Source organism: Pseudomonas sp. AM8 (genome assembly GCF_036346475.1).
In the GTDB taxonomy this organism is placed as follows: Bacteria; Pseudomonadota; Gammaproteobacteria; order Pseudomonadales; family Pseudomonadaceae; genus Aquipseudomonas; species Aquipseudomonas marginalis.
The window spans coordinates 252124-267932 of record NZ_JAOTNX010000013.1; the positions used below are offsets into that span (position 1 = coordinate 252124).

Here is a 15809-nt window from a genome sequence, read left to right on the forward strand (position 1 = left end):
ACCTTTATTATTTTCTGGTATCACTGAGATCTGCTTTCTGTGGGAGGGGGCAAGCCCCTCCCACATTGGATTGCATTTCAAATTAAGAACTTGGTTCAGCCTCGGGCACTGCGCCAGGCGTTGATCAACTGCTCAAAGGTCGCCTGGACCTGCTGGATCAACGTCTCATCATCGATCTCCCCCGCCATCCACAAACGGCTCGGCTCCTGGAAAATCGTGCGGCCCACGGCAAACCCGCGGCAGGTGCTGCTCTGGCTGGCTTGCTGGAAGCCGGCGGACAGGCATTCGGCCGAGGCGTTCAGGCCCAGCAACACCACGCCACGGCAGTACGGGTCGCGTTCCTGGATCAGTTCGTCGAGCTTTGTCCAGTCCTCGGCCGACTGTGCCTCGATTTTCCACCACGCCGGGTAGATACCCAGGTTGTACAGGCGCTTGAGGCTGCGATAGAGCACGTCCGGGTAAGTGGACGGATGATCCTTGGGCGGGATGACTTCCAGCAGCAGCTCATGGCCGCTGGTCACCGACGCCTCGTACACCGCCTTGAGCTGCGCTTCCTGTTCCAGGCGCAACATGGGCTCGTCGTCGGGGTGGTATTGCACCAGGCACTTGATGATCTGTTCCTGGGGCCAGGCAATCAGGTTGCTGCCGATCGAGCGGCCATGTTCGAACGCCAGGGGCCGCGAGTTCTGCACCTCCACCGGACGCGCGATCCACCAGCCGCGACCGCTGGCGGCATTGAGCGCGTCCTGGCCGAAGCGCTGGTCGGCCAACAGGCCCACATCGGCCTCGACGCCCTGCTCGGCGAGCTTTTTCTCCACGCGTTCGATGGCCTGGATAAACAGCTGCTTGATCTCGCTGATCCGGGTCAGGTCCTGGCCGCCGCGTTGCGCCAGTTCCACCAGTTGCCAGCGGTGATCGAAGGCAAAGATGAACAGCTGCTTCCAGGCCTTGCGCGGCACGGTGACGCGGTGCAGGCGTTGCAGGGTCGCGTCCTGGTCAGGCCGGGTGATCGGCACCGGGCTGTTGAACAGGTAATCCAGTTCGGCCGGGGTCGGCATGGCCGGCGCACAGGCGTGGCGCGAGACCACGAGACCACCGCAGGCATTGGCCAACTGGCTGCAACGCTCATCGCTGGCGTCATTGATCCAGCCGCTGAGGAAGCCCGACATAAAGGCATCGCCGGCGCCCAGCACGTTAAGCACTTCAACACGCACGCCAGGGTAGATGGCGCCCTCTTCCAGGCGCGCCGGGATTGCACCGTGGATCACCGTGCAGCCTTGCGGGCCGAGCTTGACCACCAGGGTCGCCGGGGTCAGTTCACGCACGGTGCGCAAGGCGGTGAGCAGATCTTCGCTGCCGCCGGCAATCAAAAACTCTTCTTCGGTGCCGACGATCAGGTCGAAACGCGGCAGGATTTTCTGCACATGCTGGCTGACGTTCTGGTCGGCGACAAACCGGGTTTCGCCGTCGGCCTTGCCCGCCAGGCCCCACAACACGGGGCGGTAGTCGATATCCAGCACGCGCTTGACGTTGTGCTTGGCCGCATAGTCCAGGGCCTGGATGCTGGCCTTGTACACGCCGTCGGTGGAGAAATGCGTGCCGGTGATCAACAAGGCTTTGCTCGAGGCAATAAAGGCTTCGTTGACGTCTTCGGCGCGCAGGGCCATGTCGGCGCAGTTTTCGCGGTAGAACACCAGCGGGAAGGTTTCGCGGTCCTTGAGGCCCAGCAGCACCATGGCGGTGAGGCGTTCCGGGTCGACCTTGATGCCGCTGACATCGCAGCCTTCGCGGGCCAGGGATTCCATCAGGAAACGGCCCATATGGTCGTCCCCCACCCGGCTCAACATTGCCGACTTGAGCCCCAGCCTGGCAGTGCCGAACGCGATATTGGCGGAGGAACCGCCGAGGTATTTGGCGAAGCTGGACACGTCCTCAAGCCGCGCACCTACTTGCTGTGCGTAGAGGTCGACGCCCAGGCGCCCGAGGCAAATCAGATCCAATTGACGCCCACTGGCAAAACGAGTCTGGCCCATGCTGGCTCCTGTTATTTTTATCAGCCTGCGTTGTGCCGTCGTGGCGACGGCAAACGCTCTTGGTGGGAGCAGACTAGAACGTCCGGCGGCGGCAATCAATATTTATTCCAGAATTATTTTTAGTGGAATATTTTTTCCAATACGTCAGCATAGGGGCATGCCAGCTGCCGTGCATCGTTTCAGCAGGCCACGCGGGCCGTGATGCCGGGGTATTTTTTTACGCCTACCCTGTAGACTTGCGCCACCCACCAGCGCATCAGAAGAACACGCCAGAAGGATTGCCCATGTCCCGCACCGATCCCGAGACCACCCTGGAAGACACCATCGCCAGCCCTCCGATCAATGCCGAACGCCTGTTGCAGCTGATCACCGACGAGTACGAAAGCCTGCCGCGCCAGCTCAAGCGCATCGCCAGCTACATGAGCCAGCAGAGCGACCGGATCATGGTCGACCGCATCAGCGACATCGCCCGCGAATGCGAAGTGCACCCCTCGGCGATCGTGCGGTTTTCCCAGCGTTTCGGCTTCAGTGGGTTCAGTGAGATGCAGGCGCTGTTTCGCGAGGCCTACACCCACAAGACCACACCGGTGCAGAACTACCAGCAGCGCATCCGCAGCATGATCGCCAACAAGTCGCAGAAAGCCAGCGGCGGCGACCTGGCCCGCGAGTGCGTCAACGCGACCCTCTCGGGTATCGAGCGCCTGGGGCTGGAACTGGATGATGTGGCCTTCGACAAGGCCGTCGACCTGGTGGTCAACGCCGACAATATCTACGTGGTTGGGGTGCGCCGGTCGTTCGCGGTGGCCGATTATCTGGTCTACAACCTGCAGCACACCAACAAGCGCATCCACCTGATTTCCGGTTTGGGCGGCAGCTATCGCGAGCAGATGCGCAGCGTGCGCGCCAATGACCTGGTGATCGCCATCAGCTTCACGCCCTACGGCAAAGAGACCCAGCACTGCCTGCGGATCGCCCAGCACCATCAGGCCAAGACCCTGATCATCACCGACAGCAACCTGTCGCCCCTGGCCAAGCGGGCCAACGCGGTGCTGCTGGTGAATGAAGGCTCGTCGTTTGCCTTCCGTTCGTTGAGCGCCACCTTGTGCCTGTGCCAGGCGTTGTTTATTGCCGTGGCGTATCGCCTGGAATTGAAGGTGGACGAAATTCACGAGCAAGTCGGGTTTGATGACTGACTATCAAACAATGCAAATCAAATGTGGGAGGGGGCTTGCTCCCGATAGCGGAGTATCAGTCGCCGGATCGGCCGACTGACACTCCGCTATCGGGAGCAAGCCCCCTCCCACAATGGACCGAGACAGGCTCGGGATCAGTGCATGAAAATTGCGATCAAAATGATCACCGGGATCGGCACGCCGAGGAACCACAGAAGTAATGAGCGCATGGTGTTCTCCTTGAATTAACGAACGTAGGTTTCGGTTTCGACGTACACCACGGCATCGCGGCGACGACCACCAAAGGTTGCAGCGAAGCTGGCAAAGAAGGCGCCGATCAACAGGGCGACAAAGGTCCACAGCGAGGTATAAGCGGCGACTTTGGCGGCCGTTTCAGCGGCTTGCTTGGCCTTGAGCTTGGCGTCTTCGACGGCTTTACGCGCGTCGCCGTAGACTTTGTCGATACGCGCTTCGGCATCGGCCTGGCTGAGGTTGGTGCGCTGGCTGATCAACTGGGCCAGGTAGGCACGGTCTTCAGCGGCGAGTTGGCCGTCGTTGCTCAGGGTGCGGGTAAAAATGCGCGCAACCACGCCATGGGCAGCGTCATCACTGACGGCAACCGGGCGATCGTCACGAAACAGGCTGTCGACGTAGTAGTCAAAATCGCCGCCGTTGACGCCTTTGGCTGCGCTGCCTGCGGCCTGGGTGATACCGCTGGCCGCACCGGCTGCCACGCTGGCACCGGCTTTCACGCCGCCGGTGACCACACTGCTGACCGAACCGACCACCAGCACGGCAGTGATCAGCGTGGCGACGGCCCAGGCCAGGAAACCATGGGCGGTGTCGCGAAAGTACACTTCATCGCCATGCATATTGGCCCACTTCACCCGCAACCGGCCGGCGATGTAACCCCCCAGGCCCGAGGCGACGATCTGGGTAAAGGCCAGCCAGACAATCGTGGAAATGCCAAGCCCCTTGGCGCTGATGCCGCTGTCGGCCCACGGCGACACCGCCGAGAAACCCAGGCCGAAGCCCAGCAATACCAGAATCAGGGATAACGCAGCCGCCGCAGCGGCCCCGGCAAAGATAGCCCCCCAGGAAACCCCGGAGCGCGCGCTCGACTCTTGCAGCGTGGATGACGATGTGATCATTGTTATGGTGCTCCCGGCAGGAAAAATAGTGTTACAAGTCTCAAAAGGGACAGTGCAGGCAGCATGCCAGTCGTGCTTAAAATTAAATCCGTTGTATTTCAACAGGTTAAGTAAATTGAACTTGCCTGAACCATGCAACTTGCAAGAAATGATTGTTGCAGGCGGGCGTAATGCATTCCCTGTGGGAGGAGATTGCTCCCTGGCCGGTACCCGTCATGAAAGTTGTGTCAGTTTTGCCAACATGAAGTTTTATTTAGGAAGCGTTCAGCCGTTTCTTGGCAAAATGCCCCCACTTCTAGTGTGAATCGCTCACCAGGTAATCCTATGACCCGCATTTTGACCATCGAGGATGACGCCGTAACGGCCCGCGAGATCGTCGCCGAGCTGAGTAGCCATGGACTGGACGTAGATTGGGTGGACAACGGCCGCGAAGGCCTGGTCCGCGCCGTGAGTGGTGATTACGATCTGATCACCCTCGACCGCATGCTGCCGGAACTCGACGGCCTGGCCATCGTCACCACCCTGCGCACCATCGGCGTATCGACGCCGATCCTGATGATCAGTGCCCTCTCCGACGTCGACGAGCGCGTGCGTGGCCTGCGCGCCGGCGGTGATGACTACCTGACCAAGCCTTTCGCCTCCGACGAAATGGCCGCCCGCGTCGAAGTGCTGCTGCGCCGCAAAAGCACGGTCAAGGAATTCGAAACCGCCCTGCGCGTGGCCGACCTGGAACTGAACCTGATCAGCCGCGAAGCCAGCCGTGCCGACCAGCCCCTGAGCCTGCTGCCCACCGAATACAAACTGCTGGAATTCCTGATGCGCAACACCGGGCAGATCCTGTCGCGGATGATGATCTTCGAGGAAGTCTGGGGCTATCACTTCGACCCGGGCACCAACCTGATCGACGTGCACATCGGCCGCCTGCGCAAGAAAATCGATCCACCGGGCCTCCCGCCGCTGATCCGCACGGTACGAGGTTCCGGTTATGTCATTGCTGAACCCCTCTAAGGGCTGGCGCTCATCCAGCAGCCGCTTGCTGGCGCTGTACAGTTCGTTGTTCGTGGCCTGGAGCTGCATCCTCATGGGGGTGCTGTATTACGAGGTCTCGGGTTACCTGAGTGACCTGTCGCGCCATTCGCTGATGCAACGCCAGCACCTGTTCCAGCGCTTCGACGGCGAAGAACTGGTGGAAGCGTTGACCACCAGCATGACCTTCGACATGAAGGGCGTGGACGCCTACGGCCTGTTCGATGAGCAGTTCCGCCCCTTGAGTGGGCCGATCCGCGCGATTCCCCCCGACCTGCCGCTGGACGGCAAGATCCACGCCCTGGCCAATTGCGTCGACTCCGACGACCCCAAACTGCCCAAGGACAGCTGCGACGCCGTCGCCAGCCATACCGACGACGGCCGCTGGCTGGTACTGGTGCGCGCCAATGGCTCGCTGTTCGGGGTGACGCGGATCATCTGGCATGCCCTGCTATGGGCGCTGTCCCTGACCATTATCCCCGGCGCCGCCGGCTGGCATCTGTTGCGTCGCCGCCCGCTGCGCCGGATCCGCGGGATCCAGGCCAGCGCCGAAGCCATCGTCGCCGGCGACCTCACCCACCGCTTGCCGCTGTCCAACCGGCGTGACGAACTGGACATGCTCGCGGCCATCGTCAACGCCATGCTCGATCGCATCGAGAAGCTGATGAACGAGGTCAAGGGCGTGTGCGACAACATCGCCCACGACCTGCGCACCCCATTGACCCGCCTGCGCGCGCAGCTCTACCGCATCCGCCAGGAGGCCGAGCAGGACTCCGGCTACGCGGTGAAACTGGACGACGCCATCGCCGAGACCGACACCCTGATGGCGCGCTTTCGCGGGCTGCTGCGTATCTCCGAGCTGGAAGACCACCAGCGCCGTTCCGGTTTCCTGGTCATGGACCCGCTGCCGCTGCTGCGCGAGTTGCATGACTTCTACCTGCCCCTGGCCGAGGAAGGCGAATTGCAGTTGCGACTCGAAGTCCCCGAGTCCCTGCCATGGATCACCGGCGACCGCGCCCTGTTGTTCGAAGCCCTGGCCAACCTGCTGAGCAACTCCATCAAGTTCTCTCCAGCGGGCGGCGCAGTGATCCTGCGGGGACTCAACGATGCCGGCAGCACGCGCATCGAAGTGCACGACTCCGGGCCCGGCATACCGGCGGCGGAACGCGATGCGGTGTTCCAGCGCTTTTATCGGGTGGATGAAGGCGACCAGCAAGGCGGGTTTGGGTTGGGCCTGTCGATCGTGGCGGCGATCATCAACCTGCATGGGTTCAAGCTGGAAGTGGGCACCAGCGAGCAAGGCGGCGCGCGCCTGGTGCTGGAGTGTCGCCAGCAGCTGATGCCCGAAGCCTGATCCATAAGCCAGTGAGGTCAAACTGTGGGAGGGGGCAAGCCCAAATGCCAGTCAGTAAGCGTACATCGCCTCCTGTAGGAGCGAGCTTGCTCGCGAAAAACGTCAACGATAACGCGTGCCTCCTGAATAAACGCGGCGCCTGTGAGTTTTTCGCGAGCAAGCTCGCTCCTACAAAAAGCCTTAACTGACGGGCATTAGGGCAAGCCCGCTCGCCACAGGGGAATTCGCCAGTCTCTGAAAGTCGTGTAGATACCTTGTTGCCGGGTAGATCGAATCAGGCCGGGAAGTTGGCGCGCAACGCCTCGACCCCGCCTTTGTAAACCCCGGCAAACAGCTCTTCCACCGCCGCCTCCGTAGTACCCGCCGCCGGGGTAAACACACCGGACCAGGTCACTTTCGCCGACGAATCACTCAACGCCTCAACCTGCACGGTCGCAAGATAGGCACTCACCGGAAACGGCGACTCTTCAATGGTGTAGCTGTAAGTACGCCCGACGTTATCGAAGGTCTGCAAACGCTCGACGATCACACCGCCGTCGGCGGTCGTCAGATGGCGCACGCGGCCACCTTCACCGGGCTCGCTCTTGGCGATAAACGGAAGCCAGTCCGGCAGGCTGTTGAAGCCACCCACCAAGTGCCAGACCGTCTCGGCCGATACCGGGATTTCAATCACTGCAGATGCTGTTGGCACGCTAAATCTCCAAAAGTCGTAGTAAAACGTCGTGCACAGCCTGCCACGCCCCGGGCTTCAATGCATCAATTCCCGCAAGCGATGCCACGCCATTCCCAACGCCAGCAGCGGCGAGCGCAACGCCTTGCCGCCCGGAAAGGTCATGTGCGGCACCTGGCTGAACACATCCAGGCCCTGGCTGTGGCCCGCGTGTATGCCTTCGGCCAGCAGCCGCGCGCACCAGTGGGTCACGTTGAGCCCATGCCCGGAATAGCCCTGGGCGTAGAACACATTCGGGTATTGCTTGAGCCGCCCGACCTGGGGGAAGCGATTGGCGGTGATGCCGATCCTGCCGCCCCACTGGAACGCGATGGCGGTGTCGGCCAATTGCGGGAACACCTTGAGCATCTTGGGCTGCATATAGGCCGCGATATCTTTGGGATCGCGCCCCGAGTAATGGCAGGCGCCGCCGAACAACAGGCGACGGTCGGCGGACAAGCGGTAGTAATCCAGGCCGACTTTCTGGTCGCACAGCGCCAGGTTCTGCGGGATCAACTGATTGGCCTGTGCAACCGACAGCGGTTCGGTAGCGATGATGTAGCTGCCCGCCGGCAGCACCTTGCCGCTCAGGCGCGGTTCCAGTTCTTCCAGGTGCGCATTGCAGGCCAGTACCAGGCTGGCGGCCCGCACCGTGCCGCCAGCGCAACGCACCTGCACCGTGTCGCCGTGGATCAGTTCCAGCACTTCGGTGTGCTCAAAGATCCGCACCCCAAGGGACTCGGCCACCTGCGCCTCGCCGAGCACCAGGTTCAGCGGGTGCAGGTGCCCGGAGCCCATGTCCACCAAGGCGCCGGCATACTGCGTCGAATCCACCACGTCGCGGATGTCTTGCGGGCCCACCAGGCGGGTTTCATGCACATAACCCAGGCGCGCCAGGCTGTCCTGCTCGCCCTTGAACGCAGCGAACTGCGCCGGGGTGTTGGCCAGCTCGGCAAACCCCCAGCGCAAGTCGCAGTCGATCCCATGCTCGCGAATGCGCTCGCCCACCAGGGCCACCGACTCGATCCCGGCCCGTTCCAGGTAACGCACGCCCTCCTCGCCCACGTACTTGGCGAACCCCGACACATCGTGGCCGATTCCGCGAATCAACTGCCCGCCATTGCGCCCGCTGGCGCCCCAGCCGATACGCCGGGCCTCCAGCAGGATCACCGAGAGCCCGCGTTGGGCCAGTTCGATAGCGGTGTTGACCCCGGTAAAACCAGCGCCGATCACACAGACATCGGCGCTCAGGTCGGCGCCCAGTGCCGGGCGCTCCGGCATGGCATTCGCCGACGCAAGGTAGTAGGAACGGGCGTGGTCGCTGGATGGGGTCATTTGTTGGTCTTCACTTTGCTCCAGGCGCGCGTCATCAGGCGCATGGTCGCCGGGGTCGGCGTGGTGGAAATATAGAGTTTGTCGAGCACGGCCTGGGACGGGTACACCTCGGGGTTATTCACCAGTTCCGGGGCCATGAACGCCTTCGCCGCCGGGTTGGCATTGGCGTAACCGACCGAGGCGCTGACCTTGGCGATCACTTCAGGGTCGAGCAGGTAGTTGATGAAGGCATGGGCCTCTTTCGGGTGACTCGCATCGGCCGGGATCGCCAGCAGGTCGAACCACAGGTTGGAGCCTTCCTTGGGAATCGAGTAGGCGATATTCACGCCGTTCCTGGCTTCCTTGGCGCGGTTGGCGGCCTGGAATACATCACCGGAATAACCGAACGCCACGCAGATATCGCCGTTGGCCAGGTCCGAAATATACTTGGAGGAATGGAAGTAGGTGATGTACGGCCGCAGCGTCAACAGCTTGGCCTCGGCCTGCTGGTAGTCCTCGGGGTTCTCACTGCGCGGGTCCTTGCCCATGTAGTTGAGGATCGCCGGGAACAGCTCATCCGCCGAGTCGAGGAAGGCCACGCCGCACTGGTTGAGCTTCTTGAGATTCTCCGGTTCGAACAGCACCGCCCAGGAATCGATATGATCGATACCCAACACCTGCTTGACCTTGTCGACGTTGTAGCCGATGCCGTTGGTACCCCACAGGTACGGCACCGAGTGCGCATTGCCCGGGTCGTTTTTCTCCAGCAGCTTGAGCAGCTTGGGGTCGAGGTTCTTGAAGTTGGGCAACTGCGAACGGTCGAGCTTGAGGAACGCGCCGGCCTTTACCTGGCGCGCCAGGAAGTGGTTGGAGGGCACCACCACGTCATAGCCGGTGCGACCGGCGAGCAACTTGCCCTCCAGGGTTTCGTTGGAATCGAACACGTCGTAGATCACCTTGATCCCGGTCTTGGCCTGGAAATCCGCCAGGGTGGTCTCGCCGATATAGTCGGTCCAGTTGTAGACGCTCACCGTCGGCGCGGCTTGGCCGGCACCGCTGAACGCGGCCACCAGGGCCAGCGGAAGAAGCTTGTTCACAAGACGCATATCGACACCCCTTTTGTGTTTTTTAGACGCTCAACAGCAGGAACTCACGCTCCCAGGAACTGATCACCCGCTTGAAATTCTCGTGCTCGGCGCGCTTGACCGCAACGTAGCCGCGCACGAACTTGTCGCCCAGGTACTGCTTGACCGTGTCGCAGTCCTCCATCCGCGCCAGGGCGTCTTCGAGGGTGAACGGCAGGCGCAGGTTGCGGCGCTCATAGGCGCGGCCTTCTACCGGGGCGCTGGGTTCGATCTGCTCGATCATCCCCAGGTAGCCACACAGCAGGCTGGCGGCAATGGCCAGGTAGGGATTGGCATCGGCGCCCGGCAGGCGGTTTTCCACGCGCATCGCATCCGGGCTCGAGGTGGGCACGCGCAGGCCGACAGTACGGTTTTCTTCGCCCCACTCCACATTGACCGGCGCCGAGGTGTCCGGCAGGAAGCGGCGGAACGAATTCACGTTGGGCGCGAACATCGGCAACAGCTTGGGGATGTACTTCTGCAGGCCGCCGATATGGTGCAGGAACAGCGGGCTCATGTTGCCGTCGGCGTCGACGAACACCGGTTTGCCCGTGGCGATCTCCACCACGCTCTGGTGCAGGTGCATGGCGCTGCCCGGCTCGTCGGCCACCGGCTTGGCCATGAAGGTGGCGGCCACATTGTGCTTGAGCGCGGCTTCGCGCAGGGTGCGCTTGAACACGGTGATCTGGTCGGCCAGGTCGAGGGCATCGCCGTGGCGGAAGTTGATTTCCATCTGCGCCGGGCCGTCTTCATGGATCAGCGTATCGAGGTCCAGGCCCTGGGCTTCGCACCAGTCGTAGACGTCTTCGAACAGCGGGTCGAACTCGTTGGCCGCATCGATGGAGAACGACTGGCGCCCGGTTTCGGCACGGCCGGACCGGCCAATCGGGGTTTTCAGCGGCAGGTCCGGGTCTTCGCAGCGCTGGGTCAGGTAAAACTCCATTTCCGGCGCGACAATCGGCTGCCAGCCCCGGTCGGTGTAAAGCTGCAGGACTTTCTTCAGCACGTTGCGCGGCGACAGTTCGATGGGGTTGCCATGCTTGTCGAAGGTGTCGTGGATCACAATCGCGGTGGGCTCGATGGCCCACGGCACCACGTAGGTCGCGTTGGCCACCGGGCGGCAGACCATATCGATGTCGGCCGGGTCCAGCAGGTCGTAGTAGATCTCGTCGTCGACAAAGTCCCCGGTTACCGTTTGCAGCAACACACTCTCCGGCAGGCGCATGCCTCGCTCATGCAGGAACTTGTTGGTGGGCGCAATCTTGCCGCGTGCGATGCCAGTCAAGTCACTGATCACGCATTCGACTTCGGTAATCTTGTGTTCTTTCAGCCAGGCGGACAGCTGATCGAAGGGGGCGTTCATAAGGACCTCATCATGGGGTGGGTGCTGCGCCGGCTTGTACTCGCGGCGCATTGAGGTCTATCTTGGGCCAGCCTTCACAGGCCATCTATCCACTTTGCACGCAGCACAACGCACCAATAGAGTGCGCACGGATCACCCATGACCCAGGCAACCGCTTTGCGCGTACAGGCCTTCACCACCGCTGATGTGGCCGCCCAATGCCGTGCGACACCCGGTTGGGTGCAGCAGTACCAGCAGATGTCCCCGGGGCATTTTGCCGGGCGCGTCCGCTACCTCGACCTGCACGGTGTGCAGGTGTACGAAGAGAGCATGAACACCCGTGTGGAGCAGCACTTCAACGCACCGCCGGGCGCGCTGGCGTTCTGTTTCGATGGCAGCGACAACGCGCTGTATCTGCTCAATGGCGAAAGCCGCAACACCTGGATCACCCCGGAAAACTACCGCGAAGTGGCGGTGGTGTTCGGGCCGCAATTCGTGCAGCGCCACGGCCTGGATGTGGAGACGCTGGAAGGCCTGTTCATGGCGCCGCTGACCTGCCAGCAGAACGCGCTGTTCAGCCGCTGGCTGAGTGGCACCCTGACGCGCTTGTCCACGGTCATCGACCCCGTTTCCCTCACTCAGCAACTGCTCGACGACTGCCTGTTCATCCTCGACAACGCCTGCGTGTGCCTGGATCGCAGCTCATTGCAAAAGCGCAGTGAAGAACGCCGGTTGATGGCGCGCATAGGCGAGTGGGCGGCGGATGCGCCGGACGAAAACGTCAACCTGTTGGAACTGGCGCGGATTGCCGGCGTACCGCTGCGCCAGTTGCAACAAGGGTTCAAGACCTACACCGGGATGAGCCCGGCGCAGTGGTTGCGCCTGCGCCGGTTGAACGGGGCACGGCGGGAATTGTTGAGCGGTGCCGGAACGACCGTGGCCGAGGTGGCGATGAATTGGTCGTTCTGGCATTTGGGGCGGTTCTCTAACAGCTATCGAGCGTTGTTCAAAGAGCTGCCGAGCGAAACCCTCAAGCACTCACTTTGAAATGCATCTGAAAATGTGGGAGGGGGCTTGCCCCCGATGGCGATGGGTCAGTCAACATCTCTGTATCTGAACTACCGCAATCGGGGTGTAGCCCCCTCCCACATTGAATTGCATTTCAAGGTTGGGATTTCAGGAAGGTTGAGATTAGTTGGTTAACCCGCTCCGCCGCCTCCAACTGCACCATATGCCCCTGCCCCGGCAGAATCTCCACCTGGGCCTCCAGCCCCTGGGCATGGCCGGCCGGGATGATTGCATCGTCACTGCCCCAGATCACCAGGCTCGGTTGCTCCCCCACTACGTTGCGCAAATCCAGGCGCTGGCGCCCATCCTCAAACAACTGGGCATTGAGCTGACGAAGCGCCTGGTCCACCCCTTCCAACCGCTTGAACTTGAGCATGTCCTCCAGCATCTGCCGCGTCACCAGCGCCGGGTCGCTGAACAGTTGCACCAGTTGCGGCTTGAGCGCGTTACGGTTATTGGCTTCGGTGAAACCTTGCAGGTAATCGCCGTTGATATCCGCCCCCAGCCCGGCGCTGGCGATCAGGGTCAGCGAGGCAACGCGCGCCGGAGCCTGACGGGCGACCGTCAGGCTGACCAACCCGCCCATGGAGTGCCCGGCCAGGTGCACGCGGTCGAGCTTGAGGTGATCGAGCAAGGCCAGCACGGCCTGGCTCAGCTCCTCGGCGTCACCGGTTTGCAGATGCTTGCCCGACTCGCCATGCCCCGGCAGGTCCAGGGCGATCACCCGGCGCTCGGCGGCCAGGGCCGGTTGGTTGAACAGCCAGTTGTTCAAGTCGCCGCCAAAGCCATGCACCAGCACCAGCGGCGTGCCGCCCTCGCCCAGGTCGAGATAGCGCAGCAAACGCCCGCCCACCTCGACCTTCTGCGCACTCGGCCCGGTGGCTTCGGCTTCGGCGCTGCTTGAGACGAACCCGGCGTTGAAGCTTTCGATCACCGCATCGATCTCCGCCTCGCTGGCCTCACCTTCCACCACGACCCCCAGCAGCGCGCCCACCGGCAAGGTCTCGTCGCTCAGCGCCAGTACGCGGCGCAACACACCGCTGAACGGCGCCTCGACGCTGCTGGAGATCTTGTCGGTCTCGACGTCCAGGACTTCTTCGCCCTTCTCCACCCGGTCGCCGGGCTGCTTGAGCCAGACGTCGATGCGGCCTTCGGTCATCGACAGCCCCCACTTGGGCATGGTCAAGGTATGGATCATGCGGCATTCCTCTTGTCGGCGATCTTCAGCACCGCAGCCTCGATCTTCGCGGCGTTGGGGATGTACAGGTCTTCCAGCGCATCGGAAAACGGCACCGGCGTGTGCGGCGCGGTGACCATCTCGATCGGCGCACGCAGGAACGAGAAGCCCTGCTGGGCCACCAGCGCACTGATGTCGGTGGCGATGGAACAGCGCGGGTTGGACTCATCGATCACCACCAGGCGCCCGGTTTTCTCCACGCTCTCGAGGATGCTGTCTTCGTCCAGCGGGCTGGTGGTGCGCAGGTCCAGCACTTCGCAGTCGATGCCCTGGCGTGCCAGGTTGGCGGCGGCTTCCAGGGCGATATGCACCATGCGGCCGTAGGTCACCAGGGTCACGTCGCGGCCTTCGCGCACAAAGTTGGCTTCGCCGAAGGGCACGGTGTAGAGCTCTTCCGGCACCTCACCTTGGAGGCTGTAGAGCATCTTGTGTTCGAGGAAGATCACCGGGTCGTTGTCGCGGATCGCCTGGATCAGCATGCCCTTGGCGTCATACGGCGTGGCCGGGCACACCACCTTGAGCCCGGGAATGTGCGTCCACATCGAGGTGAGCATCTGCGAGTGCTGGGCGGCGGCGCGCAGGCCGGCACCGTACATGGCGCGCACCACCAGCGGCGTGGTGGTCTTGCCGCCGAACATGTAGCGAAACTTGGCGGCCTGGTTGAGCAACTGGTCGAGGCAGCAGCCGATAAAGTCGACGAACATCAATTCGCACACCGGGCGCATGCCACGGGTGGCGGCGCCGACGGCCATGCCGACGTAGCCGACTTCGGACAACGGCGCATCGAGTACGCGGTCCGGAAACTCCGGGTACAGGCCCTTGGTCACGCCGAGCACACCGCCCCAGGCGTCCTGCTCGCCGGGGGAACCGGTGCCGCCGGAGACGTCCTGGCCGATAATGAACACGCTCTGGTCGCGGCGCATTTCCTGGGCCAGGGCTTCGTTGATTGCCTGCTGATAGCTGATTTTGCGAGCCATGAAATTCTCTCCGAGTCTTGTAGTTATTAGCGGTAGGCGACGTAGACATCACTGAGCAGGTCGGCGGCCTGGGGCTTGGGATCGGACTTGGCCAGGCGCACGGCGTCGTCGATCAACTGCGCGACCTCGCCGTCGATACGTTCGAATTGGGCCGCGTCAAGCCAGCCTTCGGCATTGCAGCGCTGGCGGAACAGTGCGAGGCAGTCGTGGGATTCGCGCAGGTTCTTCACCTCGTCCGGGCCACGATAGGTTTGTGCATCGCCTTCGAAGTGGCCGTAGAAGCGACTCAGCTTGACTTCCACCAAGGTCGGCCCGTCGCCTTTGCGTGCACGCTCCACGGCCACGCCCAACGCCGCGTGTACGGCAAAGAAGTCATTGCCATCGACAATCACCCCCGGCATGCCGAAGCCCACCGCCCGCTCGGCAATGTCCTTGCACGCCACCGACCAGCCGGAACCGGTGGCCTCGGCATAGCCGTTGTTCTCGGCAACGAACAGGCACGGCAGTTTCATGATCGACGCCAGGTTCATCGCCTCGAACACCGCGCCCTCGTTGGAGCCGCCGTCGCCGAAAAATGCGACCGCCACGCCCTGGCTGCCCTTGAGCTTGGAGGCCAGCGCGGCGCCCGCCGCCAACGGCGCACCCGCCCCGACAATGCCGTTGGCGCCGAGCATGCCCTTCTCCTGATCGGCGATGTGCATGGAGCCGCCCTTGCCTCCGCACACGCCGGTTTTCTTGCCGTAGATCTCGGCCATCATGCCGAACACATCCACGCCCTTGGCGATGCAATGGCCATGGCCACGGTGGTTTGAGGCGATGCAATCTTCATCGTTGAGGTGGGCCATGACCCCCGCTGCGCTGGCTTCCTGGCCGGCATACAGGTGCACGAAACCGGGGATCTCGCCGGTGGCGAATTCCACATGCAGGCGTTCTTCGAAATCACGGATGGTGCGCATCACGGTGTAGGCATGCAGCAATTGATCGGTGGACAGGTGGGTGGACATCTTGTTGTTCTCCAGGTTGTCTCGACACACAAAAGGCTGGCTGCGGCCAGCTGCAAGCGGTTCAGCACAGCCTGTGCCAAGGTGCGATGAAACCTGGCAAAGCCTTGATCCAGAGCAGTGCCGTGCGGTTGTGCCGGGACGGTATGCCTGTGCAGAATGAGACGGTGCATTGCACTGTGCAGGCGGCGTCTCGGCCGGAATGAGACGCCGCGTCTCACGCGGGGCTGTTGGTCAGGTCGCCCTTGTCCCCTCGCGCCCACGGGCGCTTAATGGCGGGCATAACAACAAAGATCGAGAA

The 15809-nt window shown here is 62.5% G+C and carries 13 protein-coding genes; 4 read left to right on the top strand and 9 right to left on the bottom strand.

The genetic code is table 11. From position 1 onward, the window contains the following. Window positions 1–95: 95 nt before the first annotated feature. A complete protein-coding gene (locus V3W40_RS27695) occupies window positions 96–2033 on the bottom strand; it encodes a bifunctional 5-dehydro-2-deoxygluconokinase/5-dehydro-2-deoxyphosphogluconate aldolase (protein WP_065947721.1) in 1938 nt (645 codons plus the stop codon). A 284-nt stretch (window positions 2034–2317) separates the two neighbouring features. On the opposite strand from V3W40_RS27695, the gene V3W40_RS27700 reads away from it, so the two are divergent. After that, the gene (locus V3W40_RS27700) at window positions 2318–3226 is read left to right on the top strand and encodes a MurR/RpiR family transcriptional regulator (RefSeq protein WP_010211026.1); all 909 of its coding nucleotides are present in this window, start codon (window positions 2318–2320) and stop codon (window positions 3224–3226) included. 224 nt (window positions 3227–3450) lie between these two features. Here the strand turns inward: V3W40_RS27700 and V3W40_RS27705 are convergent, their stop codons facing one another. Beyond that, on the bottom strand, window positions 3451–4356 hold the full coding sequence (locus V3W40_RS27705; RefSeq protein WP_065927953.1) for a hypothetical protein: 906 nt from the start codon (window positions 4354–4356) through the stop codon (window positions 3451–3453). A gap of 324 nt (window positions 4357–4680) precedes the next feature. On the opposite strand from V3W40_RS27705, the gene V3W40_RS27710 reads away from it, so the two are divergent. Continuing rightward, on the top strand, window positions 4681–5364 hold the full coding sequence (locus tag V3W40_RS27710) for a response regulator transcription factor (protein WP_027606536.1): 684 nt from the start codon (window positions 4681–4683) through the stop codon (window positions 5362–5364). Continuing rightward, a complete protein-coding gene (locus V3W40_RS27715; protein ID WP_065927954.1) occupies window positions 5342–6736 on the top strand; it encodes a sensor histidine kinase in 1395 nt (464 codons plus the stop codon). Before V3W40_RS27710 ends, V3W40_RS27715 begins: the two co-directional genes overlap by 23 nt. Window positions 6737–7010: 274 nt before the next feature. Here the strand turns inward: V3W40_RS27715 and V3W40_RS27720 are convergent, their stop codons facing one another. From V3W40_RS27720 to V3W40_RS27735, 4 genes are read right to left on the bottom strand one after another with little or no spacing between them, the layout of a single operon-like run. Beyond that, window positions 7011–7427 carry an SRPBCC family protein gene (locus V3W40_RS27720; RefSeq protein ID WP_330216055.1) on the bottom strand — a complete coding sequence of 139 codons (417 nt, stop codon included), beginning with the start codon at window positions 7425–7427 and terminating at the stop codon, window positions 7011–7013. Between the two features lie 57 nt (window positions 7428–7484). Further along, window positions 7485–8780: an NAD(P)/FAD-dependent oxidoreductase gene (locus tag V3W40_RS27725; protein ID WP_330216056.1), complete on the bottom strand. Its 1296-nt coding sequence runs from the start codon at window positions 8778–8780 to the stop codon at window positions 7485–7487. Continuing rightward, window positions 8777–9865 (bottom strand): polyamine ABC transporter substrate-binding protein, encoded by a 1089-nt coding sequence (locus V3W40_RS27730; protein ID WP_027606540.1) that lies wholly within the window; start codon window positions 9863–9865, stop codon window positions 8777–8779. Before V3W40_RS27730 ends, V3W40_RS27725 begins: the two co-directional genes overlap by 4 nt. A gap of 22 nt (window positions 9866–9887) precedes the next feature. After that, a complete protein-coding gene (locus V3W40_RS27735) occupies window positions 9888–11246 on the bottom strand; it encodes a glutamine synthetase family protein (protein WP_065927979.1) in 1359 nt (452 codons plus the stop codon). 138 nt (window positions 11247–11384) lie between these two features. On the opposite strand from V3W40_RS27735, the gene V3W40_RS27740 reads away from it, so the two are divergent. After that, a complete protein-coding gene (locus V3W40_RS27740) occupies window positions 11385–12272 on the top strand; it encodes a helix-turn-helix domain-containing protein (protein ID WP_330216057.1) in 888 nt (295 codons plus the stop codon). 115 nt (window positions 12273–12387) lie between these two features. On the opposite strand, the gene V3W40_RS27745 is transcribed toward V3W40_RS27740, so the two are convergent. Genes V3W40_RS27745 through V3W40_RS27755 form a run of 3 tightly spaced genes read right to left on the bottom strand, consistent with a single transcriptional unit; the run spans window position 12388 to window position 15511 of the window. Next, window positions 12388–13491, bottom strand: coding sequence for an acetoin dehydrogenase dihydrolipoyllysine-residue acetyltransferase subunit (locus tag V3W40_RS27745; protein WP_330216058.1), 1104 nt, complete (start codon window positions 13489–13491; stop codon window positions 12388–12390). Then, window positions 13488–14507, bottom strand: coding sequence for an alpha-ketoacid dehydrogenase subunit beta (locus tag V3W40_RS27750; protein WP_027606544.1), 1020 nt, complete (start codon window positions 14505–14507; stop codon window positions 13488–13490). The genes V3W40_RS27745 and V3W40_RS27750 overlap by 4 nt, the downstream gene beginning before the upstream one ends. 26 nt (window positions 14508–14533) lie before the next feature. After that, window positions 14534–15511 carry a thiamine pyrophosphate-dependent dehydrogenase E1 component subunit alpha gene (locus V3W40_RS27755; RefSeq protein WP_065927960.1) on the bottom strand — a complete coding sequence of 326 codons (978 nt, stop codon included), beginning with the start codon at window positions 15509–15511 and terminating at the stop codon, window positions 14534–14536. Window positions 15512–15809 lie beyond the last annotated feature (298 nt).

What these genes read in the sequence shown, in the direction of transcription:
- V3W40_RS27695 (WP_065947721.1), bottom strand. Translation starts at nt 2,033, where the DNA reads ATGGGCCAGACTCGTTTTGCCAGTGGGCGTCAATTGGATCTGATTTGC.
- V3W40_RS27700 (WP_010211026.1), top strand. Translation starts at nt 2,318, where the DNA reads ATGTCCCGCACCGATCCCGAGACCACCCTGGAAGACACCATCGCCAGC.
- V3W40_RS27705 (WP_065927953.1), bottom strand. Translation starts at nt 4,356, where the DNA reads ATGATCACATCGTCATCCACGCTGCAAGAGTCGAGCGCGCGCTCCGGG.
- V3W40_RS27710 (WP_027606536.1), top strand. Translation starts at nt 4,681, where the DNA reads ATGACCCGCATTTTGACCATCGAGGATGACGCCGTAACGGCCCGCGAG.
- V3W40_RS27715 (WP_065927954.1), top strand. Translation starts at nt 5,342, where the DNA reads ATGTCATTGCTGAACCCCTCTAAGGGCTGGCGCTCATCCAGCAGCCGC.
- V3W40_RS27725 (WP_330216056.1), bottom strand. Translation starts at nt 8,780, where the DNA reads ATGACCCCATCCAGCGACCACGCCCGTTCCTACTACCTTGCGTCGGCG.
- V3W40_RS27730 (WP_027606540.1), bottom strand. Translation starts at nt 9,865, where the DNA reads ATGCGTCTTGTGAACAAGCTTCTTCCGCTGGCCCTGGTGGCCGCGTTC.
- V3W40_RS27735 (WP_065927979.1), bottom strand. Translation starts at nt 11,246, where the DNA reads ATGAACGCCCCCTTCGATCAGCTGTCCGCCTGGCTGAAAGAACACAAG.
- V3W40_RS27740 (WP_330216057.1), top strand. Translation starts at nt 11,385, where the DNA reads ATGACCCAGGCAACCGCTTTGCGCGTACAGGCCTTCACCACCGCTGAT.
- V3W40_RS27745 (WP_330216058.1), bottom strand. Translation starts at nt 13,491, where the DNA reads ATGATCCATACCTTGACCATGCCCAAGTGGGGGCTGTCGATGACCGAA.
- V3W40_RS27750 (WP_027606544.1), bottom strand. Translation starts at nt 14,507, where the DNA reads ATGGCTCGCAAAATCAGCTATCAGCAGGCAATCAACGAAGCCCTGGCC.
- V3W40_RS27755 (WP_065927960.1), bottom strand. Translation starts at nt 15,511, where the DNA reads ATGTCCACCCACCTGTCCACCGATCAATTGCTGCATGCCTACACCGTG.